Below are 14,007 nucleotides of genomic sequence, written 5' to 3' on the forward strand. Positions count from 1 at the left end.
GCTAGCGCGGCTGTTGGGGAACCGGCAGCCATTTGCTGGCCGGAGAGGTCAGGTAAATGATCGCCTTGAGAGGATACTGCTTATGAATCCGGCCGACGTGGCTCAGTCAGCCCTTCCGGTTGCCGCTTCCGCGGACGTGTCGCTGATTGCGCTGTTCTTGCAGGCTCACTGGATCGTGAAAGCGGTGATGCTGGGGCTTCTCGCCTGCTCGGTCTGGGTCTGGGCCATCGCGATCGACAAGATCTTTCTTTACGCGCGCACCCGCCGCTCGATGGACCGGTTCGAGCAGGCCTTCTGGTCCGGCGAGTCGATCGAGGAGCTCTATCGCACGCTCTCGGCCAAGCCGACGCATTCCATGGCAGCCTGCTTCGTCGCCGCCATGCGCGAGTGGAAGCGCTCGTTCGAGAGCCACGCTCGCTCGGTCGCGGGCCTTCAGATGCGCATCGACAAGGTGATGAACGTCTCGATCGCCCGCGAGGTCGAGCGGCTGGAACGCCGGCTGCTGGTGCTCGCTACCGTCGGCTCCGCCGGCCCCTTTGTCGGCCTGTTCGGCACGGTCTGGGGCATCATGTCGAGCTTCCAGTCGATCGCGGCATCCAAAAATACCTCCCTGGCGGTGGTCGCGCCGGGCATCGCGGAAGCGCTGTTTGCGACCGCCGTCGGCCTTATCGCCGCCATTCCTGCCACTATTTTCTACAATAAGTTCACTTCCGAGGTGAACCGGCAGGCCCAGCGGCTCGAAGGTTTCGCCGATGAATTTTCCGCCATTCTGTCGCGTCAGATCGACGAGCGGGGCTGACGGACGGCATGTATAGTGTGAGGGGCAATTTGGGCACTCGATCATGGCGATGAACGTAGCTAGTTCGTCCGGAGGCGGCGGGCGCCGTGGCCGGCGCAAGCCCGTCGTGGCCGAGATCAACGTCACGCCGATGGTGGACGTGATGCTGGTGCTGCTCATCATCTTCATGGTGTCGGCTCCGATGTTGACGGTCGGCGTGCCGCTCGACCTGCCTCAGACCCAGGCCAAGAGCCTCGAAAACAACGACCAGAAGCCGATCCAGATGTCGGTCGACATCAAGGGCAAGGTGTTCATCAACGACGCCGAGATCGCGATCAACGAGTTGATCCCGAAGCTGAAGGCGATCACGGACGCGCGCGGCGGGCTCGAGGAGCGCATCTATCTGCGCGCCGACAAGAAGGCGGATTACGGAACGGTGGCCAAGGTCATGGGCCTGTTGTCCGGCGCGGGCTTCAAGAAGCTGGCGCTCGTGACCGAGGCGGATCAGGGGTAAACCGGTGAAGGTGAACGTCGACAAGACACTCGTTGCGTCGATTGCCCTCCACGTCCTCGTGCTTGGATGGGGACTGGTCACCTTTAGCAGCAAGGCCTTTGTCGCGGAAGAGTCGCTTCCGATCGACATCATCTCCACCGATCAGCTTGCGCAGATGATGTCGGGGCAGAAGACCGGCAAAAAGGAAGAGCCGAAGCCCAAGGTCGAGAAGATCGCGGAAGCCAAGCCCGAGGAAGACGCCGTCGGCAAGGTCACCGAGAAGAAAGAGCTGATCAAGACCAACTCGACGCCCGAGCCGCCGCCGAAACCCGTCGAAAAGCCGGTCGAGAAGAAGCCCGAGCCGCCGAAGCCTGTCGCCGAGGCGAAGCCGAAGGAAGAACCGAAGCCGCAGGAAAAGAAACCTGATCCGGCGAAGGAAGATCCGATCGCCGAGCTCCAGAAGAAGCTGGAGACCAAGAAGTCTCCGCCGAAGCCCGTCGAGCAGAAGGTCGCGGCGGTGCAGCCGCAACAGCAACCGAAGCCCAAGGAGCGCAGCTTCGATCCCGCGCAGATCCAGCGCGACCTCGACAAGCGCGCGGCGACCCGGCACGAGCTCTCCGGCGCGGCGCTGAATGCGTCGGCTGCGCTGGGATCGACAACCGGGACTGCTGCCAACAACGTTGCGACGTGGGGAGGCGCGTTCACGAATGCGGTCCGGCGCTGCTTCACGCCCACCTATAACGGGCAAGACGCCGAGCAATACGAGGCTGACATCGATATCCCGATGAAAATCGATGGCTCACTTGCGTCCGAGCCGATTATCGTCGCGGTTCGCGGCCCGTCTCGGTCGATTGCTCAGGCGGTGGCGGAGAGCGCCAAGCGCGCCATCGTGCAGTGTCAGGTCTATTCGTTCCTGCCGAAGCAGCAGTATGACACTTGGAAGACCATTCCAATGCGCTTCGGCCTGAAAGATATGTTGTGACATCCGAACAAAAGAATTTTGCGATGAATGACGTCCTATCGATGAACCGCCGCCGCTTCATGACGCTGACAGGATCGGCGCTCGCGACGCTCGGGGGCGGACATGCCCTGGCCCAGGGCCAAAAGCGGCTCGAACTCAATCCAACGGAGTTTCGGCCGATCCCGATCGCGATCTCCAACTTCGTGCCGGGCTCGCCCGCCGACGGCGACGTCAGCAACGGCGTCACCCAGGTCATCACCAACAATCTGAAGCGGTCGGGCCTGTTCGCACCGATCGACCAGGCCGCTTTCATCGAGCGCATCAGCAACATCGACGTCGCGCCGCAATTCCAGAACTGGAAGACCATCAACGCCCAGGCCCTTGTCACCGGCCGCATGACGCGGGGGCAGGACGGAAGGCTCAAGGCGGAATTCCGCCTGTGGGACGTCATCACGGGCCAGCAGCTTGCGGGCCAGCAATATTTCACCTCGCCGGAATATTGGCGCCGCATCGCCCACATCATCTCCGACCAGATCTATGAGCAGATGACCGGCGAAAAGGGCTATTTCGACAGCCGCGTGGTGTTCGTGGACGAGACCGGTCCAAAGGAGCGTCGCGTCAAGCGGCTCGCGATGATGGACCAGGACGGTGCCAATGTGCGCTATCTGACCCGCGGCTCCGACCTCGTGCTGACGCCGCGCTTCTCGCCGAACTCGCAAGAGATCACCTACATGGAGTTCGGCCAGGGCGATCCGAAGGTCTATCTCTTCAACATCGAGACCGGCCAGCGCGAGATCGTCGGCAATTTCCCCGGCATGACCTTCGCGCCGCGCTTCTCGCCGGACGGCCAGCGCGTCATCATGAGCCTGCAGCAGGGTGGCAATTCGAACCTGTTCGTGATGGATCTGCGCTCGCGCTCGACCACGCGGCTCACCGATACGCCGGCGATCGACACCTCTCCGTCTTACTCACCGGACGGCACCCGCATCTGCTTCGAATCCGATCGCGGCGGCAGGTCGCAGATCTATGTGATGGCCGCGGGCGGCGGACAGGCGCAGCGCATCTCCTTCTCCAAGGACGACACCAACGCCACCTATTCGACGCCGGTGTGGTCGCCGCGCGGCGATTACATCGCCTTCACCAGGCAAGGCGGCGGGCAGTTCTCGATCGGCGTCATGAAGCCGGACGGCTCCGGCGAGCGTCTGCTCACCTCAGGCTATCACAACGAAGGCCCGACCTTCTCGCCGAACGGCCGCGTGCTGATGTTCTTCCGCGATCCTGGCGGCAGCGGCGGGCCGTCGCTGTTCTCCGTCGACATCTCCGGCCGCAACGAGCTCAAGGTGCCGACGCCGGGCTTCGCCTCCGACCCGGCATGGTCGCCGCTGCTGTCCTCGACACCCGGCTAGAGCGCCTGCGAGCGAAGTGGATACAGGTTCGCGTGAAACATCGGGGCTAAGACATTGCGCGTTCAGACGCGCGATGTTTTCGAAAAAACATGCCGATTTTTTCGGGGTTTGGTGCAGGACGCAAGCTTTCCTTCACCTTGTGCCCGGCAACGCTTGCCTAGTTGCTTGATATTTCAGCGGAAACTTGTTCGCTATTGCCGAAAAACAACTCGACTTTAACGATGTTCCCTCAGAAAGGCTTCATCAGGTCTGGGTAAAAGTACGCGCCAAACAGGACGCGTAACAAGCCGATGCAGCTGGCCGACCAGAAGCAGAGCGATCGAGACGAGCTGGAGCCAATACTCTACGCCGCTCTCATCAACTCTATGGTGCAGAATTTCTGGGCGATTTTCCTGGGCTCGGCCTCCGCGGCCGTGGCCGCGGTCATGACTGCGCTGAAGACAGGCGATGTCTGGCTGTGGCCGCTCGCATTTCTGCTGATCGCGATCGGCACCGCGCGCGCGTTCCAGATGCGCGGATACGAAAACCGCACGCACCCACTCTCGTTCGAGGAAGCCAAGCACCTGGAGCCGCGCTACTGGCTCGGCGCGCTCAGCTATGCGGCGGTGCTCGGCCTGTGGTCCTTCGTCGTCATCTACAACAATGACGATCCGATTGCCGACATGCTCTGTGTCGCCATCGGCATCGGCTACACCGCGGGCGGCGCCGCCCGCAATTACGGCCAGCCCCGGGTGATCCAGTGGCACGTCGCGCTCGCCTGCGCACCGATGTCGCTCGCGCTGCTGCTGCATGGCGGCTTCTACCACATCGGGCTCGCCGTCCTGCTCGTGTTCTTCTTCGTCGGGCTGAAGAACATCAATCTCAGCCTGCATGCGATCTTCGTCAAGGCGCTGACCTCGAGCTTTCGTGAGTCCGCGCTGGCAAGCCAGTTCGACACCGCGCTCAACAACATGCCGCATGGCCTGTGCATGTTTCGCGCCGACGGCCGCCTTGCGGTGATGAACCATCGCTTCGGCGAGCTGATGGCGTTGCCCGAAGATCTGGTCAAGCGTGGCGCCACCGCTGCCGACATCGTATCGGCCTGTATCGCCGCCGGCTCCATCTCGGCGGAGAGCGGCAAGCAGATCCTGGCCGAGATCGAGCATGCGCGGATCTGCGAGATCGTCACCGCCGATCCGGATTCCTCGCGCGGCCGCGCGCTCGCCTGGACGTTCCAGCCGATGACCGGCGGCGGCACGGTGCTGCTGCTGGAAGACATCACCGAACGTACCAACGCGGAAGCCCGGATCACCCATCTCGCCCGCTATGACGAGCTCACGGCGCTGCCCAACCGGGTCTCCTTCCGCGACGAGATCGAACGGTTGCTGGCGATCTCGCACGACGCCGAGCGCCTCTCGGCGCTGCTGTTCGTCGACCTCGACCAGTTCAAGCAGGTCAACGACACGCTCGGCCATCCCTGCGGCGACCAGCTCCTGTGCGCGGTCGCCAACCGCCTGCGCGAGATGCTGCGTCCTGAGGATTTCGTCGCCCGCTTCGGCGGCGACGAGTTCGTCGTGTTCCAGCAGAACATCAGCTCGGCCGAGGATGCCGCGAGCCTCGCCCGCCGCATCGTCGAACGCCTGAGCGAGCGCTACCGAATCGACAATCATCTGGTCGAGATCGGCGCCAGCGTCGGCATCGCGCTGACCTCGCCGGACGGCGACGTCAGGGCCGACACGCTGCTCAAGAACGCCGACATGGCGCTCTACCGCGCCAAGGCCGACGGCCGCGGCACCTTCTGCTTCTTCCGCGACGAGATGGCGGCCACCGTCGAGGCCCGCCGCATCCTCGAGCTCGACCTGCGCAAGGCGCTGGCCAACGAGGAGTTCGAGCTGTTCTACCAGCCGCTGGTCAATCTGAAGTCCGGCAAGATCACCACCTGCGAGGCGCTGCTGCGCTGGAATCATCCGGTGCGCGGCACGGTCTCGCCGGTCGACATCATCCCGGTCGCCGAAGACATGGGGCTGATCGTCGATCTCGGCCGCTGGATCCTGCGCCGCGCCTGCATGGAATGCATGAAGTGGCCCGACGGCGTCAGCGTCGCCGTCAACTTCTCGCCGCAGCAATTCCACCAGCGCGACGTGCTCAGCGAAATCCGCTACGCGCTCGAGGTCTCGGGGCTGCCGGCCCATCGGCTGGAGATCGAGATCACGGAGTCCTCGCTGCTTCGTAACACCCAGCTCACCCACGACACGCTGTCGCAACTGCATGCGCTCGGCGTGCGCATCTCGCTCGACGATTTCGGCACCGGCTATTCCAGCCTCAGCTATCTGCACAATTTCCCGATGCAGAAGGTGAAGATCGACCGCTCCTTCCTCGAGGGCATCGACACCGACCGGCCGCTGACGCTGCTGCGTGGCGTGGCGCGGCTGTCGGCCGACCTCGGCATGGCCGTGGTGGTCGAGGGCATCGAGACCAATGAGCAGCTCGAGCTGATCAGCGCAGACGGCACCGTCTCCGAGGCGCAAGGCTATCTGTTCAGCCGTCCGGTGCCCGCCGTGCGGATGCGCCAGCTCCTCAACGCCTCGCATGGACGGCGCGGCGAGGGCCTGCTCCAGGTTGTCAGCTCACGCTCCTTCGCCTGAGTCCACATCCAGAAATTGCACGTCGTTTCAGGCAGTTGCTGAACCGACCGTAGTGCTACGGAGGTTAACCCTATCGCGTCGATTGCTTTGCATCGTCGTTAAGGAGGTGTTAATAAATCGTCACGCGCGCGCAAGTTGTTCAGCGGCAAATGGCCCAGGTTCGCGTGGTGGTGTTGTTGGTGGTGGGTAAGGAGTTCGAATGCAGTCCTCAGCCAGATCTGTCATTTCGGCTGTTGGACGGGGAGCGGAGCTTCTGACCGACGTCGACTATCATCTCGCGGCGACGGACGCGGAAAAGGAGCAAATCTACAACCTCCGCTACCGCGCCTATCTGCGCGAGGGTGCCGTCAGGGAATCCGCGGAAGCCCGCGTCACCGACCGCTACGACGAGCTGCCGAACGCGTGGACCTTCGGCGTCTATCTCCGTGGCCAGCTCTGCAGCTCTGTGCGCATCAGCGTGCTGACCTCGGAATGGCGCGAGTCCACCTCGGCCGACGTCTTCCCCGACATCCTGCTGCCGCGGCTCGATCGCGGCGAGGTCATGATCGACCCGACCCGTTTTGTCGCCGATCCCGACCAGGTGAAGCGGGTTCCGGAATTGCCCTATCTGACGACCCGGCTCGCCTACATGGCGTGCGAGCACTTCAATGCCGATCTCGGCCTCGCCATCGTGCGTCCCGAGCATCAGGCCTTCTACCGGCGGGTGTTCCTGCACGAGACGATCGCCGAGCCCCGCCTGGTTCCTGGCCTCACCAAGCCGTTCGGACTGATGGCGGCGGATTTCCCGACCTTCCGGAAGAAGGTGTTCGAGCGTTATCCGATCATGCGCTCCACCGCCTTCGAGCGGCGGATGCTGTTCGGGCGCGGCGGGCAGCGCGAGATCCCGCAGCGGTCGTCACTGGTCCCGGAAGCCGTTCACGTCTGATTGCCTGCCGTCACCGCCTTGAGCCGCCGCGCGCCTTTCGGCCGGAGCTCCGTTCATCCCCATCATCGTCCGAGCCCAAAATTCCAGCAAAAACCTGCACTTTTGCCGGTTGCTGCAGGTTGCTTCACCCTCGCGCCACATTTAGAACCCATTAACCATGACGGTTGCTTTTCGCGGTTTGGGGGCATTTGACCGGCTGAAGCAAGGTTCCATCAAGGTTGACGGAACGTTCGCTTAACCAACCCCCTGTAGACCGGACAGCAGTGGACGAACGTGAGCGTGGAGGCTCCGGAATGAAATACCCTATGCGTATCCTCCAGGGATTGAAGCTGGCTGCGGTGGTTGCGATCGCGCTGTCGATGGGCGCATGCGCGAACAAGAACGCAGCGACGGATGCGATGGCCAATGCTGCGACGCCTGGCAGCCAGCAGGATTTCGTCGTTAACGTGGGCGACCGCGTGTTCTTCGAGAGCGACCAGACCGATCTGACGCCGCAGGCGATCGTGACCCTGGAGAAGCAGGCGCAGTGGCTCCAGAACTATCGGCAGTACAGCTTCACCATCGAGGGGCATGCCGACGAGCGCGGTACCCGCGAATACAACATCGCACTCGGCGCCCGCCGCGCCCAGTCGGTGCGTTCGTTCCTCGCCTCGCGCGGCATCGATCCGAACCGCATGCGCACGATCTCCTACGGCAAGGAGCGGCCGGTCGCTGTCTGTAACGATATTTCCTGCTGGTCGCAGAACCGTCGCGCCGTCACCGTGCTGAACGCGAGCTCCTGACGATCAGTCAGGCGCCGTTCATCTTCAGGAACCGATTATGCCGGCGCCCTCTCGGGCGCCGGTTTTGTTTCAGCCATCTGTGACCGAAACCCCGTGGTGCCAGTCACATTTTTGGCGTACTGCCTTTCAATGTGTGGCGCGTCGCAGGTTCCGTCGCAGATTTCGTTTTCGTCGTCAGGGCAAGATGTCATCCAGATCCAAGGTCTTTACCGGCACCGTGGCGATCGCCGCGCTGTTCTCTTTGTGCTCGCCCGCACTGGCGCAGTCGGACGATGATCCCGAGATGCGGATCGAGCGGCTGGAGAACCAGCTGCGCCAGCTCACCGGCCAGAACGAGGAGCTGCAATACCGCAACCGCCAGCTCGAGGAGCGGCTGCGGGCGCTCGAGGGTGGCGCGCAGGCCGCGCCCGGACAGGCGCCGGTCCAGCCCTCGGTCGCAGCCGTACCGCCTGCGCAGTCCGCGCCGGCCTATCGCCAGCAGCAACAGGCTCAGCCGAATTACGAGCAGCCGCAGATCGCGGCTCCCGCGCCGATCGTTCAGGAGCAGCCAGCGCCCGGTGCGCCCGGCGTGCGCCGCCGCGGTGATTCCTTCGATCCGAACCAGAACCCGAATGCGCCCGGCGCGCCGCGCGCGCTTGGTGGCGGGCAGCAGCCGATGGCGGCAGGCGCCCCTGGCGGCGGGCGCGCTGCCGGCGAGCCGCTCGATCTCGCCAACACCAGCCCGCGCTACCAGCAAGGCGTGCCGCCGGCAGCCCAGCCCGGCTACCCGCCGGCACAATCGGGCTATCCGGCGCCATCGGGTGGCACCGGTCTGACGACCCTGCCGCCCTCGGCTACGCCGCGCGACGAGTTCGACCTCGGCATCGGCTACATGCAGCGCAAGGACTATGCGCTCGCCGAGCAGACCATGAAGAATTTTGCGCAGAAACATCCGAGCGATCCGCTGCTCGGCGACGCGCAATACTGGCTCGGCGAAAGCTATTTCCAGCGCCAGCAATATCGCGACTCCGCGGAAGCCTTCCTCGCCGTCACCACCAAATACGACAAGTCCGCCAAGGCGCCGGATGCCCTGCTGCGGCTCGGCCAGTCGCTGGCCGCGCTGAAGGAGAAAGAGGCCGCCTGCGCCGCCTTCGGTGAGGTCGGCCGCAAATATCCGCGCGCCTCCGCCGGCGTCAAATCCGCCGTCGATCGCGAGCAGAAGCGGGTGAAGTGCTGACGCGCGGCATTTGCGCCCTGACAATGCGGATGGCGCTGCGCTAAATAGTCTGGTGATGGCCTGGGCAGCGTCATGTCAGACGACGACAACTCACCGATCTCGGCGCGCGCGGCGAAGCAACTCTTCGCCGAGCTCAGAAGTGCGCCGGCGCTGGTGCTCGCGGTCTCCGGCGGACCTGACTCGGTCGCGCTGATGTGGCTCGCCGCGCGCTGGAAGCGCGGCCTGGCACGCGGTCCGCAATTGACCGTCGTCACCGTCGATCACGGCCTGCGCCCGGAGGCGGCGCGCGAGGCGCGCGAGGTCAAGCGGCTGGCGGCCGAACTCGGGCTGGCACACCGGACCCTGCGCTGGCGTGGCGCGAAGCCGAACACGGGACTGCCTGCCGCTGCACGCGAAGCCCGCTACCGCCTGCTTGCGCAGGCCGCGCGCAACGCCGGCGCGAGCCATGTGCTGACCGCCCACACCCGCGACGACCAGGCCGAGACCCTGTTGATGCGCCTTGTCCGCGGCAGCGGGCTCGCCGGGCTGTCGGCGATGGCGCGCCTCACGGAGCGCGACGGCGTGGTGCTGGTGCGCCCGCTGCTCGATGTCCCGAAGTCGCAGCTGATCGCGACCTTGAGGCGGGCGAAGATCGGCTTTGCCGATGATCCCACCAATCGCGACACCGCCTTCACCCGGCCGCGGCTGCGCGCGCTGCTGCAGCAGCTCGCGGCCGAGGGGGGCGACAGCAGGAGCCTGGCGCGGCTCGCAGGCAGGCTGGCGCGCGCCAATGCGGCGGTCGACGTGCTGGTCGATGGTGCGGAACGCTTCCTTCAGCTTCGGGCGCGCGGCGATGCGCCGCAGGCGGGCGGTCGCAGCTTCGAGGCCTCGGCATTCGCCAATCTGCCGGAGGAGGTCCGGCTGCGGCTCCTGCTGCGGGCCGTCAATGCCCTCGGTCATGAGGGGCCGGCGGAACTCGGCAAGGTCGAGACTCTCCTGGCCGCGCTCGATCAGGCCATAGCTGCAAGCCCCCGCGCAGCCGCAAATGGCCGGCCGGTCCTGAAGCAGACCCTTGCGGGAGCCTTGATCAGCCTTGCCGGGGGGCGTATCCACATCGCACCGGCGCCGGCCCGGCGGTCCAAGGGACGGACGAGGGCGGATCAGGGCGGATCATGACACCGGCCGTTTCCGCCGCGCGCCGTCAGGACACCTTAACCAGGCAGGAAAAACCCCGGGCAGATCGCCATTATTTCAGCGGGAATCGCTCTAAGATGGGATAAATAGTCCCATCTCGTTCCCTTGGCAGCGACCGGGGCGGCACCTAAATTGTATCCGTCTAACCAAGAGGATTCCTTGGGGATTTCCTCGCACTGACAAAGTAACTGCTACCGCCCAAGGATCAGGCCGCGATCCGCGCGACCATGAAGGAAGATCGATGAACGCCAATCTGCGCAATTTCGCCCTCTGGGTCATCATTGTCTTGCTGCTGTTGGCGTTGTTCACGCTCTTCCAGAATCCGGGTCAGCGCGCCTCCTCGCAGGACATCGCCTTCTCCCAGCTCTTGAGCGAAGTTGACCGCGGCAATGTGCGCGATGTCGTGATCCAGGGGCCGGATATCCACGGCACCTTCACCAATGGCTCAAGCTTCCAGACCTATGCGCCGAACGATCCGACGCTGGTGAAGCGCCTCTATGATAGCAAGGTCCAGATCACCGCGAAGCCGCCCGGCGACAACGTGCCGTGGTTCGTCTCGCTGCTGGTCTCCTGGCTGCCCTTCATCGCGCTGATCGGCGTGTGGATCTTCCTGTCGCGTCAGATGCAGGGCGGCGCCGGCAAGGCGATGGGCTTCGGCAAGTCGCGGGCCAAGATGCTGACGGAGGCCCATGGCCGCGTCACCTTCGAGGACGTCGCCGGCGTGGACGAAGCCAAGCAGGACCTGCAGGAGATCGTCGAATTCCTCCGCGACCCCGGCAAATTCCAGCGCCTCGGCGGCCGGATTCCGCGCGGCGTGCTGCTGGTCGGCCCTCCCGGCACCGGTAAGACCCTGATCGCGCGTGCGGTCGCGGGCGAAGCCAACGTGCCGTTCTTCACCATCTCGGGTTCCGATTTCGTCGAAATGTTCGTCGGCGTCGGTGCTTCCCGCGTCCGCGACATGTTCGAGCAGGCCAAGAAGAATGCGCCCTGCATCATCTTCATCGACGAAATCGACGCCGTCGGTCGTCACCGTGGCGCCGGTCTCGGCGGCGGCAATGACGAGCGCGAGCAGACGCTGAACCAGTTGCTGGTCGAGATGGACGGCTTCGAGGCCAACGAGGGCGTGATCCTGATCGCCGCGACCAACCGTCCCGACGTGCTCGATCCCGCGCTGCTGCGTCCGGGCCGCTTCGACCGTCAGGTCGTGGTGCCCAATCCGGACGTCGTCGGCCGCGAGCAGATCCTCAAGGTTCACGTCCGCAAGGTGCCGCTGGCGCCGGATATCAACCTCAAGACCATCGCGCGCGGCACCCCGGGCTTCTCCGGCGCCGACCTGATGAACCTCGTCAACGAAGCCGCCCTGACCGCCGCCCGCCGCAACAAGCGGATGGTGACGCAGGCCGAGTTCGAAGAGGCCAAGGACAAGGTGATGATGGGCGCCGAGCGCAAGTCGCTGGTCATGACCGAGGAAGAGAAGCTGCTGACGGCCTACCACGAGGGCGGCCACGCCATCGTCGGCCTCAACGTCGTCGCGACCGATCCGATCCACAAGGCGACCATCATTCCGCGCGGCCGTGCGCTGGGCATGGTGATGCAGCTGCCTGAGCGCGACAAGCTGTCGATGTCGCTGGAGCAGATGACCTCGCGCCTCGCCATCATGATGGGTGGCCGCGTCGCCGAAGAGCTGATCTTCGGCCGTGAGAAGGTGACCTCGGGTGCATCCTCCGACATCGAGCAGGCGACGCGTCTGGCCCGCATGATGGTCACGCGCTGGGGCCTCTCGGAGGCGCTCGGCACCGTGTCCTATGGCGAAAACCAGGACGAGGTGTTCCTGGGCATGTCGGTGTCGCGCACCCAGAACGCATCGGAGGCGACGGTCCAGAAGATCGACACCGAGATCCGGCGTTTCGTGGAAGAAGGCTACAACGAAGCGACCCGCATTCTCACCGAGAAGCGTGCCGACCTCGAAGCTCTCGCCAAGGGCCTGCTCGAGTTCGAGACGCTCTCCGGCGACGAGATCATCGACCTGCTCAAGGGCAAGAAGCCGAACCGCGAGTCCGTGCTCGAGCCGACCACGCCGCGCGCCTCCGCCGTGCCCCCGGCCGGCAAGTCGCGTCCGCGGCCCGATCCGGATCCCGGCCTGGAGCCGCAGCCGCAGGCGTAATCGAGAAGCGGCAGATCGAATCGAAAAACGCGGCGGAAACGCCGCGTTTTTTGTTGGCCGATGTTGATGCAGCTGCGCTTCAAACTCCGGTCTCGTGCCCTGAACGCAGCGCAGCGCCCCTTCGCCGGTGCGCTGCAGAACCGGGGCCCATGTCTCCGCATCTTGCCGTGTAGCCTTCTGGGTCCCGGCTCAGCGCAGCAGCGTTGCACGCAGCAGCGCGTCCGGGACACAAGAGAGGTGCGCGTCCCCGGCCCGCAAACTCCGTCATTGCGAGCGCAGCGAAGCAATCCAGAATGTTTCCATGGCAGCAGTCTGGATTGCTTCGTCGCTTCGCTCCTCGCAATGACGGCGTGGATGCAGTTGGGCTCGTAATGGCTCTGCACCGGTCTCGTAGGGTGGGCAAAGGCGCGTAGCGCCGTGCCCACCATCTCTCGGCAATTGCGATAGACGCGGTGGGCACGCTTCGCTTTGCCCACCCTACGATATCTCACTTCGCTGCCGCTCCGGGCCTCTCACCGCCACGCTCCAGAAAATGCAGCACGTCGTCGCTGAACTGCTCGGGATCCTGCAGGAACGAGAAATGACTGACCTCCGGCTGGATCAGCAGGCCGGCGCCCGGAATGTTCGCCGCCATGAACTCGGTGTTCTCGCGCTTGATCGCCTCGTCGTGGTCGCCGTCCACGATCCAGGTCGGGACCTTGATCGTCGCGAGATCCGACGCCGTCCATTTCGGCTGGCTCTCCCACATTTTGGTAATCTCGGCGACGAAGCTCTGGTACTCGGTCGGGGTCGGCGAGAGGCGCTTGTACTCCTCGCCGGCTCTCGCGATGTAGGCGTTGAAGACGTCGCTCGACGCGATGTCCGCAACGCCTGACGGATCCGAATTCGCGGCGAAGGCGAACAGCTTGCTCACGCGCTCCGGGTGCTTCATCGCAATGTCGAGGCCGATGATCGCGCCGTCGCTCCAGCCGACGATCGCAGCTTTCCTGATCCCCAAGTGATCGAGCAGGGCGACCACGTCCGAGGCCATCAGATCGTAGCCATAGGGCTCCTGATTGCGGCTGCTGCGCCCATGTCCGCGGCTGTCCATGACGATGACCTGATAGTGCCGTTGCAGCGCGCGGACCTGGCGGCCCCAATAGTTGGCGTTGGCGAGGCCGCCATGCAGCAACAGGACGGGCTCGCCGCGGCCGAAAATTGCGTACCAGACCTTGATGCCGTTGACGGGCGCGAAGCCGCTCTGTGTCGCCCTGGGCAGTGTCGGCGTCGGCGGCAGGTTCAGCCATTGCGGTGCCGCATGTGCCGCGCTGATCGCGACCGTGACGACAAGCGCGGCGAGAAGATTGCGAAACATCATGATACGCCCTCCTGTTCGACCGGATATTAGCGCACGGCAAGTTGTGGGCGTCACGTCGCAACACGGTCCACCACCGAGACGTGAAGCCTCGTGATCTCCGTTGCCGGGCAGACGACATCGATGCCACA

General features: G+C 64.5%; 11 protein-coding genes. 10 read left to right on the forward strand and 1 reads right to left on the reverse strand.

The features are described from left to right. Nucleotides 1–82 precede the first annotated feature (82 nt). From tolQ to ftsH, 10 genes are all read left to right on the forward strand, one after another. The gene (tolQ, locus tag AB7290_RS06340; protein WP_085400854.1) at nucleotides 83–799 is read left to right on the forward strand and encodes a protein TolQ; all 717 of its coding nucleotides are present in this window, start codon (nucleotides 83–85) and stop codon (nucleotides 797–799) included. A gap of 43 nt (nucleotides 800–842) precedes the next feature. Continuing rightward, nucleotides 843–1,292, forward strand: a complete 450-nt coding sequence (gene tolR, locus AB7290_RS06345; protein ID WP_028152217.1) for a protein TolR — start codon at nucleotides 843–845, stop codon at nucleotides 1,290–1,292. A gap of 4 nt (nucleotides 1,293–1,296) precedes the next feature. Further along, nucleotides 1,297–2,253, forward strand: coding sequence for a protein TolA (locus AB7290_RS06350; protein WP_085400852.1), 957 nt, complete (start codon nucleotides 1,297–1,299; stop codon nucleotides 2,251–2,253). A 41-nt stretch (nucleotides 2,254–2,294) separates the two neighbouring features. Further along, a complete protein-coding gene (gene tolB, locus AB7290_RS06355; RefSeq protein ID WP_049807612.1) occupies nucleotides 2,295–3,638 on the forward strand; it encodes a Tol-Pal system beta propeller repeat protein TolB in 1,344 nt (447 codons plus the stop codon). Nucleotides 3,639–3,928: 290 nt separating this feature from the next. Continuing rightward, nucleotides 3,929–6,262 (forward strand): putative bifunctional diguanylate cyclase/phosphodiesterase, encoded by a 2,334-nt coding sequence (locus tag AB7290_RS06360; protein ID WP_085400850.1) that lies wholly within the window; start codon nucleotides 3,929–3,931, stop codon nucleotides 6,260–6,262. A 199-nt stretch (nucleotides 6,263–6,461) separates the two neighbouring features. Next, nucleotides 6,462–7,187 (forward strand): N-acyl amino acid synthase FeeM domain-containing protein, encoded by a 726-nt coding sequence (locus AB7290_RS06365; RefSeq protein ID WP_085400848.1) that lies wholly within the window; start codon nucleotides 6,462–6,464, stop codon nucleotides 7,185–7,187. A gap of 293 nt (nucleotides 7,188–7,480) precedes the next feature. Further along, the gene (gene pal / locus AB7290_RS06370) at nucleotides 7,481–7,969 is read left to right on the forward strand and encodes a peptidoglycan-associated lipoprotein Pal (RefSeq protein ID WP_028152222.1); all 489 of its coding nucleotides are present in this window, start codon (nucleotides 7,481–7,483) and stop codon (nucleotides 7,967–7,969) included. A 184-nt stretch (nucleotides 7,970–8,153) separates the two neighbouring features. Then, complete coding sequence (gene ybgF, locus AB7290_RS06375) at nucleotides 8,154–9,185, forward strand: tol-pal system protein YbgF (protein ID WP_085400846.1); 1,032 nt, start codon at nucleotides 8,154–8,156, stop codon at nucleotides 9,183–9,185. Between the two features lie 72 nt (nucleotides 9,186–9,257). Further along, nucleotides 9,258–10,340 (forward strand): tRNA lysidine(34) synthetase TilS, encoded by a 1,083-nt coding sequence (gene tilS / locus AB7290_RS06380; RefSeq protein ID WP_085400844.1) that lies wholly within the window; start codon nucleotides 9,258–9,260, stop codon nucleotides 10,338–10,340. 259 nt (nucleotides 10,341–10,599) lie between these two features. Continuing rightward, nucleotides 10,600–12,522 (forward strand): ATP-dependent zinc metalloprotease FtsH, encoded by a 1,923-nt coding sequence (gene ftsH / locus AB7290_RS06385; RefSeq protein WP_071909744.1) that lies wholly within the window; start codon nucleotides 10,600–10,602, stop codon nucleotides 12,520–12,522. A 487-nt stretch (nucleotides 12,523–13,009) separates the two neighbouring features. Here the strand turns inward: ftsH and AB7290_RS06390 are convergent, their stop codons facing one another. Beyond that, nucleotides 13,010–13,879, reverse strand: coding sequence for an alpha/beta fold hydrolase (locus AB7290_RS06390; protein WP_085400843.1), 870 nt, complete (start codon nucleotides 13,877–13,879; stop codon nucleotides 13,010–13,012). Nucleotides 13,880–14,007: the final 128 nt, after the last annotated feature.

Source organism: Bradyrhizobium sp. 613_E4_N2_2 (assembly GCF_052075995.1).
Classification (GTDB): domain Bacteria; phylum Pseudomonadota; class Alphaproteobacteria; order Rhizobiales; family Xanthobacteraceae; genus Bradyrhizobium; species Bradyrhizobium barranii.

Coding starts and splice junctions, on each gene's coding strand:
- tolQ (WP_085400854.1), top strand. CDS start 83: ATGAATCCGGCCGACGTGGCTCAGTCAGCCCTTCCGGTTGCCGCTTCC.
- tolR (WP_028152217.1), top strand. CDS start 843: ATGGCGATGAACGTAGCTAGTTCGTCCGGAGGCGGCGGGCGCCGTGGC.
- tolB (WP_049807612.1), top strand. CDS start 2,295: ATGAACCGCCGCCGCTTCATGACGCTGACAGGATCGGCGCTCGCGACG.
- AB7290_RS06360 (WP_085400850.1), top strand. CDS start 3,929: ATGCAGCTGGCCGACCAGAAGCAGAGCGATCGAGACGAGCTGGAGCCA.
- AB7290_RS06365 (WP_085400848.1), top strand. CDS start 6,462: ATGCAGTCCTCAGCCAGATCTGTCATTTCGGCTGTTGGACGGGGAGCG.
- pal (WP_028152222.1), top strand. CDS start 7,481: ATGAAATACCCTATGCGTATCCTCCAGGGATTGAAGCTGGCTGCGGTG.
- ybgF (WP_085400846.1), top strand. CDS start 8,154: ATGTCATCCAGATCCAAGGTCTTTACCGGCACCGTGGCGATCGCCGCG.
- tilS (WP_085400844.1), top strand. CDS start 9,258: ATGTCAGACGACGACAACTCACCGATCTCGGCGCGCGCGGCGAAGCAA.
- ftsH (WP_071909744.1), top strand. CDS start 10,600: ATGAACGCCAATCTGCGCAATTTCGCCCTCTGGGTCATCATTGTCTTG.
- AB7290_RS06390 (WP_085400843.1), bottom strand. CDS start 13,879: ATGATGTTTCGCAATCTTCTCGCCGCGCTTGTCGTCACGGTCGCGATC.